Below are 14,970 nucleotides of genomic sequence, written 5' to 3'. Positions count from 1 at the left end.
TGTCGTATCCCGGTTTAGTTGCGGTTCCCTAGCACGTCCTGCAGCGAACGCGACGTGTCCCATCGCTCGGTCGACGCCTGCGCCTCGTCGGCGAAGCGCACGCTGACGGTCGCATCCACTCCCGCCGCGCGCAGCGGCATCGCGAAGCTACGCTCGACCGCACGCCGCGTCGCGTCGCGCGCCAGCCGGATCATCGCGGGCTCGCGCGCCTGGCGGACCAGCTCGATCTGGCCCGCGCGCCGGTTGGCGGTGTCGAGCCGCTTCTCCGCATCGGTCAGCGTCGCCAGCACACCGCCCGAACCATATTCGCGCAGCGCATTGAGGTCGATTTGCGGCCCCTCCACCTCGACCGGCGGCAATCGCACCGCGAGCGTCCGCGTCGCGGCATCCCAGGCGACATCGCGCTGCGACAGCTTGTCGAGGTCGACCTCATAGCGGACCATTCCCGGCATGATCAGCGTCTTCTCGGTGGTGAAACCCAGTTGCGACTGGCGCGACGTCACCACCGCGACGAACCGCGCGGCAAAGGTCGACAGCCGGTTCTGTTCGCGCAGCCCCTCCAAGCTCGCACTCGCGATCGTCGTCGGGTCGGGCGTCAGCCGGCTCTGCACGTACCGCTGCACGCCCCACAGCGCGATCAGCGCGGCCAGCGCGAGCAGCACCAGCACCCCCGCCGCCTTGGCCAGGAACGACCCGACCCCGCCACGCCGCGCAGACTCCGTGCCGCGGCTGTCCTCGTTCACGCCATCCGCCATGCACCATCCCCTTCCGTCTCGCCGACCAGCCCGCGACCGCGCAGATCATACAGATGCGCCAGCACCGATCCCTCGGCGCCCGGCACCAGCCGCGGATCGAGCCCGACATACATGCGCTCGACCAGCGCCGCGACACCCCGCGGCGCCTCGCGCAGCAGACGGAGGATCTGCCCCTCGCGCTGCTTGCGGTGGCCGAGCATCCCGCGCACCAGCCGCTGCGGCCGCTCGATCGCCTCGCCATGCCCTGGATAATAGACACGGTCGTCGCGTCCCAGCAGCCGCTCGAGGCTCGCCATATAGTCGGTCATGTCGCCATCGGGCGGCACGACGACGCTGGTCGACCAGCCCATGACGTGATCGCCCGAGAACAGCGCCCCGCTCTCGCGCAGGGCGAAGGCGAGATGGTTCGACGTGTGGCCCGGCGTTGCGATCGCCTCGAGCGTCCAGCCCGCCGCGCCGACCGTCTCGCCGTCCGCCAGGACGCGATCGGGTGCATAGAGCGCGTCGAACGAACTATTGGCCGCGACACCGGGCGCGAACGCGGCGGCGCCGACGATCGGCGCGCCGGTCGCGGCCTGCAACGGGCGCGTTGCCGGACTATGGTCGCGGTGATGATGCGTGACAACGATCGCGGCAAGAGGGCGGCCATCGATCACGCGCAGCAAGGCATCGAGATGCGCGGGATCGTCGGGCCCGGGATCGATCACCGCCAGCGCGGTCGTCCCGACGATATGCGTCTGCGTGCCGGTGAAGGTATAGGGCGACGCGTTCGGCGCGAGCACGCGGACGACGAGCGGCTCGAGCTGGATCGGGATGCCGGTCGGATGCTCAGCCATGCCCCCGAAATGGCGGCTGGCGGCGCGCATGGCAAGACCCGAACCCAAGACCCCGCCGCCCGACCCTGTGATACCACCCCGATCCCGTCATCCGGACGAAAGTCAGAGTCCAGGGCCGCAGGCACCGCCCCCTACCCCAGAATGCCGGTCAATCCCGCTTGGCGATGTCCGCCTGGACCTCGGCCAGACCCTCGTCGATGCCGGCAAGCGCCTCGCGGCGTTGCGCAGCGGTCATGTCGGTGTTCTTCTCGATCGAGGCCCGCGCGATCTTCAGACTGGCGAGTGCGGAGGCGTAGGCGCTCGCCTCGATCTCGCGGCTATTGATCGCCGCGGTGGCGGCGTCGGCGGCGGCCTGTTCGATGCGATTGGTGCAGATGACCATCTTGCGCACGCCGCCTTCGGTCCGGTCGATCACATAGTGCTTGCCCGGCCCGTCCTTGCCATCGACGCAGGCGCGTTCGGTCACCTCGGGTACCATCCCCGACGCGACGATCGTGCTGCCCGGCTTCGCACGGATGACCCGCGTGCTGACGGTCTTGCCGTCGCGCGTGACGATCGTCGTGACCTGACGCGCGTCGGCGGGGCGTGCGGTAAGCGGCGCAGCGGGCGCGACAGGCGCCACGGGTGCGACCGGGGTCAAGACTGGCATAGATGGCAGAGGTGGCAGAGGTGGCAGGGGCGCCGCCGGGACGACCGGCGCCACGCGGTCCTCGACACCGGCACGGATCGCCGTGGCGGCCTTGGTGCCCGAAGCGGTCAGCGCGAGCCCCGTCGCGACCAGCAGGCCGACCGAGGCCGCCCCCGTCGCGATCCGGCCGCGTGAAATCCGAGAAGTCGTCAACATGCGCAATCTCCCTTTCAGATCGGTGATGGTGTGGAGGTGACACGCGGCCGACACCGCGCCGCCATGCGCCGCCTTGACGATCGCGCAGGCATAGATGTGGCGGTCGACCGCGGACCGGCCGGCGAGCACGCGTGCGTCGTTGGCAAGCTCCTGGTCCGCGCGGAACCGGCGAAACGCATGCCAGGCGACCGGGTTGAACCAGTGGAGCGCGAGCACGATCAACGCCACCCAGTTGGCGAACAGGTCGCCGCGCTGGTGATGGCCAATCTCGTGTGCCAGCGCCAATTCGCACTCGTCCGCGTCATAGCGATCCGCGAAATCACGCGGAAACGCGACGTAGCGGCGGACGAGACCGAAGGCGAGCGGACCCGGCGCCGCCGCGGTGGCGATCACGCGCACCCCGTCGCGGTCGTCGAGCCGGTCCGCGCTGTCGAGCATCCGCCGGCAGAACCGTCGATGCTGAAGCAGATGCCAGACGAGCAGCCCAAGCGCCCCGACCGCCCATGCGGCCCCCAGCGCGCTGCCGAGCCCGCCCCCGAACACTCCCGCAACAACAGCGCCGAACGACGGTTCCACCACATCCGGTGTCGCCGCAGCCATCATTGCCCCCGTCGTCGCGGCCGTTGCAGCGGGCGCGATCATGTAGACGCTGATCGTCTCACCAGCGCGGGTAATGGGCGTCGCCGCCGCGTGCCACGTCTCGGGCATCGACGGCAGCACGAGCCGCAACACGGGCAGCGCCCAGAGCGCATAGGCGACCTGCGCCCCGAAGGCGCGGCGCACCGGCGCGCGGACCAGCAGCACGACGAGCATCAGCAGCGTCGATGCGATCAGCGCGTCGCTCGCCCAGCCCGCGAGCGCGGCCGTATCGATCGACTGGAGGGCGGCGGCGGGGCCGTCTCCGATCCCCCCGGACAGGATTGGCCCCGCGCTCATGCCTTGAGATCCTTCAGCAACGCCTCGATCTCGGCAATGTCCTGCGCGGTCAGTTCGTCGCGTTCGGCGAGATGCGCGACCAGCGGCGTCAGCCTGCCGCCGAACAGCCGGTCCATCAGCCGCCGCGATTCGCCCGCGACATAATCACCGCGCGCGACGGTCGGACGATAGAGATAGCGCCGGCCATCCTCCTCATGCGTGATCGCCGATTTCGCGATCAGCCGCCCGAGCAACGTCTTGACCGTGTTGGCACTCCAGCCGCGCGCCGGGTCGACGCGTTCGGCGACATCCTGCGCGCTGAGCGGGGATTCGTCCCACAGCACCTCCATGACGCTGTGTTCGGCATCACTGATCCGTTCGGCCACGACTCACTCCTTACTGACTACGCTTGTAATCAGCTCGTTTACGGTCGTAGTCAATGTCAGTTTCTTACGGTTTCGCGATCGACGCCGATGACCGTCTGTGTCGGGTTTCTTTACGATCAGCGGTCGGCGCTGCGGCCGATTAACCACCGAGACCGGCGAAAGTCCGCAACTCGGGCTAACTGGCACATCGCCTGCACCGTCTCATGCGTTACCGCGCGTTCAGCGCTTATGCAGGGTGGACGGGTCGCTGTCATTCAGGTCTCGCACCGGTCCACCCTCACCCGGTACCCTGCAAGCCCCGACCGCGCGGCGGCCAGATACCCCCGCGCGATCCAGAGCCTCGTCTAATACTCAGCCTGCCGCCTTCTGCGCGTCCAGGACCTGCTTCAGTTCGCCGCTTTCGTACATCTCCATCATGATGTCCGATCCGCCGAGGAATTCGCCATCGACATAGAGCTGCGGGATCGTCGGCCAGTCCGAATAGGCCTTGATGCCCTGGCGGATGCCCTGGTCCTGCAGCACGTCGACGCTCTCGAACTCGACCTCGAGATGGTTGAGGATCGCGATCGCGCGGCTCGAAAACCCGCATTGCGGGAACAGCGGGCTGCCCTTCATGAAGAGTACCACGGGGTTGGCCTTCACCAGCGCATCAATGCGCGCGTGCGTGTCGTCAGTCATGTCGTCGTCCTTATGCAATCACGGTGGTCAGTTGCAGCGCATGAAGGACGCCGCCCATGCGGCCCCCCAGCGCGTCGTAAACGCTCTTGTGCTGCTTCACCCGGCTCAGCCCGGCAAAACTCGCGCTGGTCACGCGCGCAGCATAGTGATCGCCGTCCCCGGCCAGGTCGGTGATCTCGACCTCGGCATCAGGAATGGCGTCGCGAATCATCGTGCGGATATCGTCGGCGGTCATCGGCATTGGATTACTGGGCCTCCATCAATTGGCGACGCGCCTCGATCATCTGCGTCGCCAGCGCACGGCGCACCGTCGCCTCGTCATGGTCAAGACCCGCGGCAGTCATGTCGCCGACCAGCTTGCGGACGACATCGTCGTCGCCCCCGCCTTCGAGATCGGCATGCACCAGCGCGGTGGCATAGGCGTCGCCCTCCTCGCGGGTCAGCCGCATCTCGGCCGCGGCCCATTGCCCCAGCAACCGATTGCGCCGCGCCGTGACACGGAATGCGAGTTCATCGTCGCGGGCAAATTTTGCCTCGAAAGATCGCTCGCGATCGTCAAAAGTCGTCATGGCGCACGTGTTCCCTCCGGCGTGTCGAGCTTAGCAGATAGGTAGCGGTCCACGGCTCCGCAATAATTTGGTGCGGCTCTGGAACAATGCCGGCACATCCATCATCTATAAGACAGTCACGTGACACAGGGCACGGGCATGGAGAGTAGAATGACTGGCCACCATCCAAGGAGCATTTCGCCGCCGTCCGACACCGCCGTATCGCGTCACCCCGCAGCGCCGCCGATCGGTGCCAGTGGTCATGGTCGCGGTCGATTCCCTTCGATCGCGCATGGCATGGCACTCGGTGCGGCCGCATCCGCGATCCTGTGGATGGCGATCGTTATGACGATCTCGCGCCTGCTCTGAACCGGCACGGCGCGAGAGACATCATCAGCCGAGTTCGACGACCAGCTTCCCGATCGCGGCGCGTGCGGCCATCTTCGCGATCGCCTTGCCACCGTCCTCCAGCGCGAACCGCTCGGTCACCCGCGGCGCGATCTTGCCGTCGCGCCACAGCTCGAAGAGCGTTTCGATATGCGCCTGGTTGGCCTTCGGGTCACGGGCAGCGAACGCACCCCAGAATACGCCGCACACGTCGCAGCTCTTGAGCAAAGTCAGGTTGAGCGGCAGCCGCGGGATACCGGCGGGGAAGCCGACGACCAGATACCGCCCCTCCCAGGCGATCGAGCGCAGCGCGGGCTCGGCATAGTCGCCACCGACCGGATCATAGATCACATCGGCACCCGCCTTGCCGACGGCTGCCTTGAACTGCTCGGCCAGCGCCTTGGACTGGTCCTTGTCGAACGGCGCGCGTGCATAGACGATCGTCTCGTCGGCACCCGCCGCACGCGCGGCGGCCGCCTTCTCCTCGGACGAGACAGCAGCGACGACCCGCGCACCGAACGCCTTGCCAAGCTCGATCGCCGCCAGCCCGACGCCGCCCGCCGCGCCCAGCACGAGCAACGTCTGCCCCGCTTTCAAATGCCCACGGTCGAGCAAGGCATGGATCGTCGTGCCATAGGTGAGGATCAGCGAAGCGCCCTCCGCAAAGTCGCGCCCCTCGGGCAGGCGGTAGAGCTTGGCCGGGTCGGCAACGACCTTTTCGGACAGTCCGCCATGACCGAGCATCGCGATCGCCCGGTCGCCGACCGCCCAGCCCTCGACCCCGTCACCGACCTCGGCGACGATACCCGCGATTTCGCCGCCGGGTGCAAAGGGGCGTTCGGGCTTGAACTGATATTTGTCCTCGATGATCAGCACGTCGGGAAAGTTGATCGCGCAGGCCTTGACGGCGATCACGACCTGGCCCGGCGCGGCGACCGGATCAGGCAGTTCCGACAATATCAGAGTTTCAGGTCCGCCCGACGCCTTCGACAGCAATGCCCGCATAACCGCTTTCCCTCTCCAGAAAGGGGCGATGTTCGGCCACCGCCTCCTCGAATTTTGAAATCGCGATATCTCTTGCCAGTGTCAGCCCGACCTCGTCCAGCCCCTCGATCAGGCATTGCCGGCGAAACGCGTCGAGATCGAAGACGAAGCGGTCCTGGAACGGCGTGGTGACGGTCATCGATTCGAGGTCGATCGTCACGCTGTCGGTCCGTGCAACCTCGATCAGCCGGTCGATCGCATCCTGCGGCAGGACGACGGCGATGATGCCGTTCTTGAACGCGTTGCCCGAGAAGATGTCCGAGAAGCTCGGCGCGATCACCGCGGCGATGCCCATGTCGGCGAGCGCCCAGGCGGCATGCTCGCGGCTCGACCCACAGCCGAAATTGTCGCCCGCGATCAGGATCGGCGCGCCGGAATAGCGGGGATCGTCAAACACATTGTCCGGCTGCGCACGGACCGTCTCGAACGCGCCGCGCCCGAGCCCCGTCCGCGTGATCGTCTTCAGCCAATGCGCGGGGATGATCACGTCGGTATCGACGTTCTTCGCCCCCCAGGGATAGGCGCGCCCCGAAACCGTCGAGACGGGCTTCATCGCGGGCCGGTTTCGGCCGGGGCGACACGTCCGGTGCCCGGCAGCGTCCGCGCCGCCGCCATATAGGCTGCAACGCCACTCATCACCGCGCCGGCCATCAACAGCATCATCACACGCTTCATAACTCATGTCCCATCAGGTCGCGCACGTCGCTCAGCCGGCCCGTGACCGCGGCCGCGGCCGCCATCGCGGGCGAGACGAGATGCGTGCGCGCACCCGGCCCCTGCCGTCCGACGAAATTGCGGTTGCTCGTCGAGGCGCAACGCTCGCCCGGCGGCACCTTGTCGGGATTCATCGCCAGACACATCGAGCAGCCAGGCTCGCGCCATTCGAAGCCCGCGCCGGTGAAGATCCGGTCTAGCCCCTCGGCCTCGGCCTGACGCTTCACGAGGCCCGATCCGGGGACCACCAGCGCGCGGACACCATCGGCGACCCGCCGACCGTTCGCGATCGCCGCAGCCGCGCGCAGATCCTCGATCCGGCTGTTCGTGCAGCTGCCGATGAAGACATGCTGGATCGCGACGTCCTGCATCGCGGTACCCGGCGTCAGCCCCATATACTCGAGCGACTTGCGCGCCGCCGCCTGCTTGGCGGGGTCGGCAAAGCTCATCGGGTCAGGGACATGGCCGGTGATCGGCACGACGTCCTCGGGACTGGTGCCCCAGGTCAGGCCCGGCGCGATATCGCTCGCCTGCAACACGACCGTCTTGTCATAGGACGCCGCCGCATCACTCGGCAGCGTCCGCCACCAGGCCAGCGCGCGCTCCCACGCCTCGCCACTCGGCGCCATCGGCCGGCCCTTGATATAGGCGAAGGTCGTCTCGTCCGGCGCGACGAGGCCGGCCCGCGCCCCCGCCTCGATCGACATGTTCGCGACCGTCAGCCGCCCCTCGATCGACATCGCGCGTATCACGTCGCCGGTATATTCGATCACGTGACCGGTCCCGCCCGCAGCACCGAGCCGCCCGACGATCGCCAGAATCACGTCCTTTGGGCTGACGCCGAAGCCCAGCGTGCCGTCGACGCGGACCTCCATCGTCTTCGACTGGCTCAGCAACAAAGTCTGCGTGGCGAGAACATGCTCGACCTCGCTGGTGCCGATCCCGAAGGCGAGCGCGCCGAGTGCACCATGCGCCGAGGTGTGGCTGTCGCCGCAGACCAGCGTCGATCCGGGCAGCGTGAAGCCGAGTTCGGGCCCGACGACATGCACGATCCCCTGCTGCACCGCGGTCGCGTCGATATAGTCGATCCCGAACTCGGTCGTGTTGCGACGCAGCGCGTCGAGCTGCTGCGCGCTTTCGGGATCGGCGATCGGCAGCGGCACACCCGCGGCGTCGACGCGTGCGGTCGTCGGCAGATTATGGTCGGGCACCGCCAGCGTCAGATCGGGCCGCCGCACCCGCCGTCCGGCGACGCGCAGGCCTTCGAACGCCTGTGGGCTGGTCACCTCGTGAACGAGGTGGCGATCGATATAGATCAAGCAGGTGCCATCGTCGCGCCGTTCGACGACGTGCGATGCCCAGATCTTTTCGTAGAGGGTCTGCGGACGGGTGGCCATGCGGCCCCGTTAACCGATAATGCCTGCCGCGCAAAGGTTCGCGGCAATTTTCATGCGCCGGACCATGACCGGATCGCGTCGATGCGTGGTCCGCGTGACGAACCGCGCGGCGCTGGGATCCGTCGTTACGCGTCTGCCAGCATCTGCTCGGCAAGGCGTCGGCCGGATAGCCAGCCGCTCTCGATCCGCGGCGCCAGCAGCCAGTCGCCCGCCGCCCCGATCCCCTCGCCCGCATTCCAAAGGCAGCCGGACTCGCCCGCCACGGCGCGGGCATAGCGCCAACGATGACCGACACGGACGATCGGCACGGGCAGCGCGTCGGCACACTGCGCCGCGAGCGCCGCCTGCAGCTGATCGACCACCGTCTCCGCCGCGTCTTCCAGATGATCGCGGGACCAGTCTGGCGTCGCCTGGACGATCCAGGCCTCCGGACCATCGCGTCCCGGTTTCGCGCTGTTGCGCGCGGCCCAGCCGATGATGCCGCGATCCTTCAGCACGTCGTCGGAAATAGCGAGCGGCGTCTCGAATGCGAACATCGCTGTCCAGCACGGTGCCGACCGGCTGTCCGCTGCGACGCGCGCCATCGCCGCGTCATGCGGTGCGAGGAGAGCCGCCGCCTGTTCAGCAGGGATCGCGACGACGACGCTGTCGAACAGCGCCGCGTCGCCCGGATCGAGCTGCCACCCCGTCGCCGTCTTGCGGAGCGCGGTAACGTGGGTGTTCCAGCGGACGTCCGTCTGCGCCGCAAGATGCCCGACGATCGCGTTCATCCCCGGCGTCCCGACCCAGGCATCGGGCCCCGCCGCGGGCCAGCGCGCGACGACGCCCGCCGCCGCCCAGCCCTGCATCGCCGCCACGAAATCCGGGTCGCGCATCGTCAGATATTGCGCGCCATGGTCGAACGCGATCGTGCGGCCGGGCGTCTCGATCCGCCGCGTCGCCATCCGACCACCCGCACCGCGTCCCTTGTCGAACAGTGTCACCACGCAGCCGTCCTGCTGGAGTCGCAGCGCACAGCTGAGGCCGGTGATTCCTGCACCAATGATCGCAACCTTCATGACGTCTCCGATCGACGATCCGCGGGGTGGCCCGATACCGCCCCCGGACCTAACCGACCAGCCGGAAATCCCCCGGGGCCTATCGACCGTAGTACCGGTCAGATCGTCTCGGATCGCATCGTCCGCACCGTATAGACCTCGACCCCCTGCCATGTGTCGGACTCGAAGCGGACGCGGATTCTCGATTTGCCGCGCGTGGTTTCGGGCGGCAGCGTATAGGTCCGGACGTTGCGGGCGGCGGTGACGTCACCCGTGAGCCGCTCGCGCGCCAACGGCGTACCATCGACCGAGATCCGGAAATCCTTGTTGCGCTGCCCGCCGCCATATTCGACCTGCAGCGTCAGCGGCCCCGGCGCAACGGTCAGGTCGAATTCGAAATACCCGATGTTCACGTTGCGGCTGCGGTCGGCGACATGCGACACCGCCGCCGAGTTGCCGCTGTCGGCGAACGCGTGATCGACCTCGGGCTGCTGCTCGCCCAGCCGGATCACATCGACCGTCCGCGCGGCCAGCGCCGCCCGCTCCTGCGACGCACGCGCCCAGGCGAGCTGCGCGGTCGGCCACTCGGCGGTACCGAACCGGCGAAAATAGACGGCGGTGCGGTTGTCATGCTGCGCAAAAAACGGTCGCAGCGTCAGGTCGCCCGGCTTGCCCTGCCCGCCCAGTCTATACCGGTGCAATCCGGTCGCCTTCACCAGCTCCGGTTCCGTCCGGTCGGTGACGAGCGCGGGGTCCGGCCCGTCGGACCGACGGTCCCCCGCGCCCATATCGGCCGCAAGGACCAGCGGGCCGCTGAGGAACGCGACCAGCCTTGGATCGTCCGGCATCGCTTCGACGCGCACCGGCATGGGCAGCGACAAGGCAATCCGGTCGCCCGCCTTGAGCCCGGTCAGCAGCAGATACGCGCCGTCGCGCACGCCGGCCGTTCTGCCGTTCACCTGCAACAGCGGGGCGGTGCACCAGCCGGGCACGCGGAGCGCCAGCGTCCGTGGCGCCGTCCTGACCGCGATCCGCACCGTGTCGCCGAGCGGGAATTGCGTATCGATGTCGAGCTTCGCCTTGGGGGCATCCAGCGTGGAGGCATAATAGAGGTTGATCGCAACCGCATCGCCGCGCTTCCAGTAGATGCTCTCGCCATGCTTCGAATGGCTTTCCATGCCCGACCCGACGCAGCACCAGAAATCCTCGGTCGGGCTCGAATGCACGCGCCCCATGCCCGGCGCCAGCGCGGTGAAATAAGTGAACATCCCCGTATCGGGGTGCTGCTGGCTCATGATGTGGTTGAGATGCGCGCGTTCGTAAAAGTCGAAATAGCGCGCATCACCGGTCCAGCCATAGAGATGCCGGGTCAGGCGCAGCATGTTGTAGCTGTTGCACGCCTCGCACGTCTGCTGGTCGAGCCGCTGGGCAAGCTTGCGCGGCTCGCCGAAATGCTCATGGTCCGAATTGCCGCCGATGACATAGCTGTGGTCGCGCGTCACGATCGTCCAGAATGACCGCGCGACCCTGGCATGATCGGTATCGCCGGTCAGCTCATGCAGCCGCGCCTCCCCCACGATCTTCGGGATCTGGGTGTTGGCATGATGCCCCGCGAGGTCGTCGCGCGCGTCCCTGAGCGGGTCGACGATCGCGTGATGCCGCAGCCGTTCGGCCAGCGTCAGCCAGCGGCGATTGCCGGTTCGCGTGTACAGCTCGGCATAGGATTCGGTCAGCCCGCCATGTTCGGTCCGCAGGATGTCCTGCACCTGGACGTCGCTCAGTCCCTCCAGGATCGTGCCGAGATAGGTCCCGAGCCCGATCGCCACGGCCAGACCCTCTGCAAGTCCGGCATGCCGGTGCGCGTCGAGCACGCCCGCCATCACCTTGTGATAGGTGTACAGCGGCACCCACCCTTCGTTCAGGCTGAACCCGGTCGACCGGATCTCCCGCTTGCGCAGCTCCTCGTACACCACCTTGCCATCGACGGTCTTGCCGCCGCGCTCGACGGTTGTCCCGCCGGCATAGCCATCCCCCTGCTTCCGCTGGATCGCCTTGAGTTCGGCGACGATATAGGCCGCGCGGTCACGGAACGGCTGGTCCCCCGTCTGCGCGTAGACCAGCGACAGCGCGCTAAGATAATGGCCGAGCGAATGCCCGGCGATCCCGCGCGACTCCCATCCGCCATAGACTTCGCCCTTGGTCGGCAACCCTGCCCCGGCATGGAAATTGTGCAGCAGACGGTTCGCATCGAGTGACAGCAGATAGCGCTGGTTCGCCTGCACCGACGTCAGGAAGATCGACGGCCGCAACCGCACCTGCGACAGCGGAAAGGGGGTCGCTGCCGAGGGTGCGCCCGCCGCCGCCAAGGCGAATGGCGGCACCGCCCCCAGTGCGATCCCCGCGCCTAGCGCGCCGCGACGCGTCCAACCCATGTCACTCTCCCAGCCACGTCTTTAGACACAGGCTATCGGCTTCACTTGTCGGAGTAAATCCCGGGACTGACATGAGCTGACGGTGTGATTGTGATCATCAGTGCGCCGTGATCCAGACCCGGCCGAACCTACGCAAACGTCTCAGTCGCGCGGCGCACGAGCGATCACCGCCTGCGCGGCCCGGAGGCGGGCCTTCCAGATCTTGACCGACGGATGCCCGGCCGCGAGGCCGGCGAGCCGCCCCTCGATCTGGACGGCCTCGCGCTTGGCTGCGTCGAGCTCGGCGGCTGTCGGCGCAGGCTGGATATTGGCGCGCGCGTGTGCGCCGGTGCGTCCCTTGCTCTTGGTCATGGCCAACGCGATGGCCCCGGATGCCGCGCCGCGTCAATGCGGAACGGTAGCGACACGGCCCGCCGTGGCGCGCGGGACGCCCGAAGACTTGCTTTAGCGCTTCACGCGTTCCGCCATGGCAGCGTTGCCCTGCCCGGCCGCGACCGAACCTGCCGATCGTCCCGCCGCATCCTGGATCGTCCGGTCCGCACCCGCCGCCAGCAACAGGTCGACCTGTGCCCGGCGATTGAACAGCGATGCCATCATCAACGCGGTCTGCCCGGCATGATTGCGCGCGTTCACGTCGCACCCTGCCTTCAGCAGCCGTGCCGCGATCGCATCCTCGCCCTTGAACGCGACACCCATCTGCGCGCTATTGCCTTGGTCGCGATCCGGACGGCAGGCGTCGGCGCCCTTGCCGATCAGCGCGTCGACTGTAGCAAGCTGTCCGTTATACGCCGCCAGGATCAGGGGCGTGAAACCGCGCTCGTCATAGGCATTGATGTCGGCGCCGGCCTTGAGCAGCGGATCGATCATGTCCGTGCGGCCGAGCCGGGCCGCCTCGAACAGCAGCTGCTGGCGACGCTCGGGTGTTGGCAAGGTCGCGACCGAAGGAGGCGCCTGTCGCTCGGTCGCAGCGGCCTCTGGGCCAGCCGCGGCGAGCAGCGCGGCAAGATAAGTCAGCATCGTCGGTCTCGTTTCCTTGAAGTCTGCCACGGCAGGAGGCGCGCGCCATGCCGCGCCTCCTGCCCCGGGATCAGCGGGCGCCCTGGCCCGGGTTGGCGGCGCGATAGTCCGCCACCGCGCGCGACACGTTGGCGATCGGCACGTTCACCGCGGTTGCCAGGCGCGTGCCGAAGTCCTTGTCCGCCTGGTAGAAGTAGCTGACCATGATCGTCTTCGTCCGCGCCGACGTCACGACATTGAGATCACCCGCCAGGTTGGTGACCAGATCCGCCTTGTCCTGCGGCTTCAGCGCCCGGTAGAATTCGCCCGCCTGCGCGAAGTTGTTGGTCTTGGCGACTGGCTTCGCATCGACGGTCGCGTCGATGCCATAGGGCGCGGCACGGAAGCGGGCATCGGTCGACTTTGCCGCGGTCGCCGCCGGGAAATAATTCACGTCGGACGCGCGGTTGGCGTGGTCGAGCTGGCCGTCCTGGTAATTGTTGACGACGCTCGCGAGCGGACGATTGACCGGCAACTGCATCGCATTGGCGCCGATGCGATAGCGCTGCGTGTCCGAATAGGAGAACAGCCGCCCCTGCAGCATCCGGTCCGGCGACGCCTCGATCCCCGGCACGAGGTTGGCAGGCGCGAACGCCGACTGCTCGGTATAGTCGAAGAAGTTGGTCGGCACCTTGTTGAGCGTCATCTCGCCGATCTTGCGGAACGGCACGCCCAGCCATTCCTTGGTGTCGTCGAACGGATTATAGTCGAGCTTGGCAAACGCCGATGCCGACATCGTCTGCACCATCAGGTCCCAGACGGGGAAATTGCCCTTGCCGATCTCGCCATAGAGATCGTCGGTCAGGTAGTTCCAGGTCGCGGTCGCCACCTGCGCGCCGTTCAGGTTGCGCACGCCCTGGCGGCTGATCCAGCGGAACTTGGCGAACATTGTTTCGCCCTTGGCATTGACCAGCTTGAAGGCATGGACGCCGTTGCCGTCCATCGTCCGGTAGGATGCCGGCGTACCGAGGTTCGAATAGACATGCGCGAGCATATTGGTCGCCTCGGGCGTCGCCGAGAAGAAGTCGAAGAAGCGATTGGGGTCCTGCTTGTTCGTCACAGGCGAGGGCTTGAGCGCGTGGATCATGTCCGGAAACTGGATCGCGTCACGGATGAAGAAGATCGGCAGGTTGTTGCCGACCAGATCCCAATTGCCCTGATCGGTATAGAATTTGGTCGCAAAGCCGCGCGGATCCCGCATGCCCTCTGGGCTGCCCGAGGGGTGGATCACGGTCGAGAAGCGGACGAACACCGGCGTCTGCTTGCCGGGCATGAACAGCGATGCGTCGGTGATGCTCGAAATGTCCGCGGTCGCGGTGAAGACGCCGTGGGCACCGGTTCCGCGGGCATGGACGACGCGCTCGGGCACGCGCTCCCGGTCGAAGCGTGCGAGCTTCTCGATCAGCGTCGTGTCCTCGAGCAGGACGGGGCCAAGGTCACCCGCCGCCTTCGAATGGCGGTTCTCGCCGATCGGCGCACCATTGTCGCGGGTCATCTGCGGTGCGGCGACACTGGCCGAATCACCCTTGGCTTCGACCGTGCCGGCCACACCGGCCTGCGCCAGCGCGGGCTTGCCGGCGCTGGACGGTGCCGCAGCGGTCGTCATGCGGGTTTCCGCCTGCGTCTCGGCCGGCGCCACCGTCTGCGCGGCAACCGGCTGAATCATGGCACCAGCCGATGTCGCAGCCAGCAGCATCGCCGTCACGGCCTGACGGCTCTTCACGTTCTTCATCTCGATCCCTTAATCCTGCATGCCATCAGCGTGGCATCCCCGCACAGAGCGTGCGGCACCGCCGCCTCCTGATCGAGGACGCGCATCGCGCCAAACGGAGCTTCTGGATCACAGCAATCGAGCAGGACGATCGAGCCGCCATCGTGCCGCTCGCCGGACGATTGCCGAACGATCCTGACCGGGATAGACCGGCGCCGCTGACCTGTTCG

Annotated in this window: 17 protein-coding genes; 1 reads left to right on the top strand and 16 read right to left on the bottom strand. The window is 67.4% G+C overall.

The features are described from left to right. Positions 1-14: 14 nt before the first annotated feature. The 7 genes from SOM18_RS05150 to SOM18_RS05120 all read right to left on the bottom strand — a co-directional run bounded on the left by SOM18_RS05150 (position 15) and on the right by SOM18_RS05120 (position 4,983). Entirely contained in the window at positions 15-755 is a 741-nt protein-coding gene (locus SOM18_RS05150; protein ID WP_320481424.1) for a DUF4230 domain-containing protein, read from the bottom strand. Then, entirely contained in the window at positions 740-1,591 is an 852-nt protein-coding gene (locus SOM18_RS05145; protein ID WP_031441618.1) for an MBL fold metallo-hydrolase, read from the bottom strand. The genes SOM18_RS05150 and SOM18_RS05145 overlap by 16 nt, the downstream gene beginning before the upstream one ends. Positions 1,592-1,739: 148 nt before the next feature. Next, positions 1,740-3,371 (bottom strand): M56 family metallopeptidase, encoded by a 1,632-nt coding sequence (locus tag SOM18_RS05140; protein ID WP_320481423.1) that lies wholly within the window; start codon positions 3,369-3,371, stop codon positions 1,740-1,742. Continuing rightward, positions 3,368-3,736 (bottom strand): BlaI/MecI/CopY family transcriptional regulator, encoded by a 369-nt coding sequence (locus SOM18_RS05135; protein WP_031441616.1) that lies wholly within the window; start codon positions 3,734-3,736, stop codon positions 3,368-3,370. The genes SOM18_RS05140 and SOM18_RS05135 overlap by 4 nt, the downstream gene beginning before the upstream one ends. A 351-nt stretch (positions 3,737-4,087) precedes the next feature. Continuing rightward, positions 4,088-4,414: a Grx4 family monothiol glutaredoxin gene (grxD, locus tag SOM18_RS05130; RefSeq protein ID WP_031395260.1), complete on the bottom strand. Its 327-nt coding sequence runs from the start codon at positions 4,412-4,414 to the stop codon at positions 4,088-4,090. 10 nt (positions 4,415-4,424) lie between these two features. After that, positions 4,425-4,655, bottom strand: a complete 231-nt coding sequence (locus SOM18_RS05125) for a BolA family protein (RefSeq protein ID WP_031395261.1) — start codon at positions 4,653-4,655, stop codon at positions 4,425-4,427. 4 nt (positions 4,656-4,659) lie between these two features. After that, on the bottom strand, positions 4,660-4,983 hold the full coding sequence (locus tag SOM18_RS05120; protein WP_031395262.1) for a DUF1476 domain-containing protein: 324 nt from the start codon (positions 4,981-4,983) through the stop codon (positions 4,660-4,662). Between the two features lie 150 nt (positions 4,984-5,133). On the opposite strand from SOM18_RS05120, the gene SOM18_RS05115 reads away from it, so the two are divergent. Continuing rightward, positions 5,134-5,331 carry a hypothetical protein gene (locus tag SOM18_RS05115; RefSeq protein ID WP_031395263.1) on the top strand — a complete coding sequence of 66 codons (198 nt, stop codon included), beginning with the start codon at positions 5,134-5,136 and terminating at the stop codon, positions 5,329-5,331. Between the two features lie 24 nt (positions 5,332-5,355). On the opposite strand, the gene SOM18_RS05110 is transcribed toward SOM18_RS05115, so the two are convergent. The 9 genes from SOM18_RS05110 to SOM18_RS05070 all read right to left on the bottom strand — a co-directional run bounded on the left by SOM18_RS05110 (position 5,356) and on the right by SOM18_RS05070 (position 14,761). After that, complete coding sequence (locus tag SOM18_RS05110; protein ID WP_031441615.1) at positions 5,356-6,354, bottom strand: NADPH:quinone oxidoreductase family protein; 999 nt, start codon at positions 6,352-6,354, stop codon at positions 5,356-5,358. Then, positions 6,317-6,946 (bottom strand): 3-isopropylmalate dehydratase small subunit, encoded by a 630-nt coding sequence (gene leuD, locus SOM18_RS05105; RefSeq protein ID WP_320481422.1) that lies wholly within the window; start codon positions 6,944-6,946, stop codon positions 6,317-6,319. The genes SOM18_RS05110 and leuD overlap by 38 nt, the downstream gene beginning before the upstream one ends. After that, positions 6,943-7,068, bottom strand: coding sequence for a hypothetical protein (locus tag SOM18_RS05100; protein WP_261362615.1), 126 nt, complete (start codon positions 7,066-7,068; stop codon positions 6,943-6,945). Before SOM18_RS05100 ends, leuD begins: the two co-directional genes overlap by 4 nt. Beyond that, on the bottom strand, positions 7,065-8,504 hold the full coding sequence (leuC, locus tag SOM18_RS05095) for a 3-isopropylmalate dehydratase large subunit (protein ID WP_031441613.1): 1,440 nt from the start codon (positions 8,502-8,504) through the stop codon (positions 7,065-7,067). The genes SOM18_RS05100 and leuC overlap by 4 nt, the downstream gene beginning before the upstream one ends. A 125-nt stretch (positions 8,505-8,629) precedes the next feature. Further along, a complete protein-coding gene (locus SOM18_RS05090; protein WP_031441612.1) occupies positions 8,630-9,562 on the bottom strand; it encodes an NAD(P)/FAD-dependent oxidoreductase in 933 nt (310 codons plus the stop codon). A 98-nt stretch (positions 9,563-9,660) separates the two neighbouring features. Further along, a complete protein-coding gene (locus tag SOM18_RS05085) occupies positions 9,661-11,973 on the bottom strand; it encodes a glycoside hydrolase family 127 protein (protein WP_031441611.1) in 2,313 nt (770 codons plus the stop codon). Positions 11,974-12,114: 141 nt separating this feature from the next. Then, on the bottom strand, positions 12,115-12,324 hold the full coding sequence (locus SOM18_RS05080; protein WP_166746187.1) for a hypothetical protein: 210 nt from the start codon (positions 12,322-12,324) through the stop codon (positions 12,115-12,117). A gap of 93 nt (positions 12,325-12,417) precedes the next feature. Then, on the bottom strand, positions 12,418-12,990 hold the full coding sequence (locus tag SOM18_RS05075) for an ankyrin repeat domain-containing protein (RefSeq protein ID WP_081874398.1): 573 nt from the start codon (positions 12,988-12,990) through the stop codon (positions 12,418-12,420). Between the two features lie 70 nt (positions 12,991-13,060). After that, a complete protein-coding gene (locus tag SOM18_RS05070) occupies positions 13,061-14,761 on the bottom strand; it encodes a catalase (RefSeq protein ID WP_320481421.1) in 1,701 nt (566 codons plus the stop codon). Between the last annotated feature and the right edge of the window lie 209 nt (positions 14,762-14,970).

Source organism: Sphingomonas sp. CFBP9019 (assembly GCF_034045155.1).
Taxonomy (GTDB): Bacteria; Pseudomonadota; Alphaproteobacteria; order Sphingomonadales; family Sphingomonadaceae; genus Sphingomonas; species Sphingomonas aerolata.
This window is presented reverse-complemented; position numbering and strand designations above follow the sequence as displayed.

Coding starts and splice junctions, on each gene's coding strand:
- SOM18_RS05150 (WP_320481424.1), bottom strand. CDS start 755: ATGGCGGATGGCGTGAACGAGGACAGCCGCGGCACGGAGTCTGCGCGG.
- SOM18_RS05145 (WP_031441618.1), bottom strand. CDS start 1,591: ATGGCTGAGCATCCGACCGGCATCCCGATCCAGCTCGAGCCGCTCGTC.
- SOM18_RS05140 (WP_320481423.1), bottom strand. CDS start 3,371: ATGAGCGCGGGGCCAATCCTGTCCGGGGGGATCGGAGACGGCCCCGCC.
- grxD (WP_031395260.1), bottom strand. CDS start 4,414: ATGACTGACGACACGCACGCGCGCATTGATGCGCTGGTGAAGGCCAAC.
- SOM18_RS05125 (WP_031395261.1), bottom strand. CDS start 4,655: ATGCCGATGACCGCCGACGATATCCGCACGATGATTCGCGACGCCATT.
- SOM18_RS05120 (WP_031395262.1), bottom strand. CDS start 4,983: ATGACGACTTTTGACGATCGCGAGCGATCTTTCGAGGCAAAATTTGCC.
- SOM18_RS05115 (WP_031395263.1), top strand. CDS start 5,134: ATGACTGGCCACCATCCAAGGAGCATTTCGCCGCCGTCCGACACCGCC.
- SOM18_RS05110 (WP_031441615.1), bottom strand. CDS start 6,354: ATGCGGGCATTGCTGTCGAAGGCGTCGGGCGGACCTGAAACTCTGATA.
- leuD (WP_320481422.1), bottom strand. CDS start 6,946: ATGAAGCCCGTCTCGACGGTTTCGGGGCGCGCCTATCCCTGGGGGGCG.
- SOM18_RS05100 (WP_261362615.1), bottom strand. CDS start 7,068: ATGAAGCGTGTGATGATGCTGTTGATGGCCGGCGCGGTGATGAGTGGC.
- leuC (WP_031441613.1), bottom strand. CDS start 8,504: ATGGCCACCCGTCCGCAGACCCTCTACGAAAAGATCTGGGCATCGCAC.
- SOM18_RS05090 (WP_031441612.1), bottom strand. CDS start 9,562: ATGAAGGTTGCGATCATTGGTGCAGGAATCACCGGCCTCAGCTGTGCG.
- SOM18_RS05085 (WP_031441611.1), bottom strand. CDS start 11,973: ATGGGTTGGACGCGTCGCGGCGCGCTAGGCGCGGGGATCGCACTGGGG.
- SOM18_RS05080 (WP_166746187.1), bottom strand. CDS start 12,324: ATGACCAAGAGCAAGGGACGCACCGGCGCACACGCGCGCGCCAATATC.
- SOM18_RS05075 (WP_081874398.1), bottom strand. CDS start 12,990: ATGCTGACTTATCTTGCCGCGCTGCTCGCCGCGGCTGGCCCAGAGGCC.
- SOM18_RS05070 (WP_320481421.1), bottom strand. CDS start 14,761: ATGAAGAACGTGAAGAGCCGTCAGGCCGTGACGGCGATGCTGCTGGCT.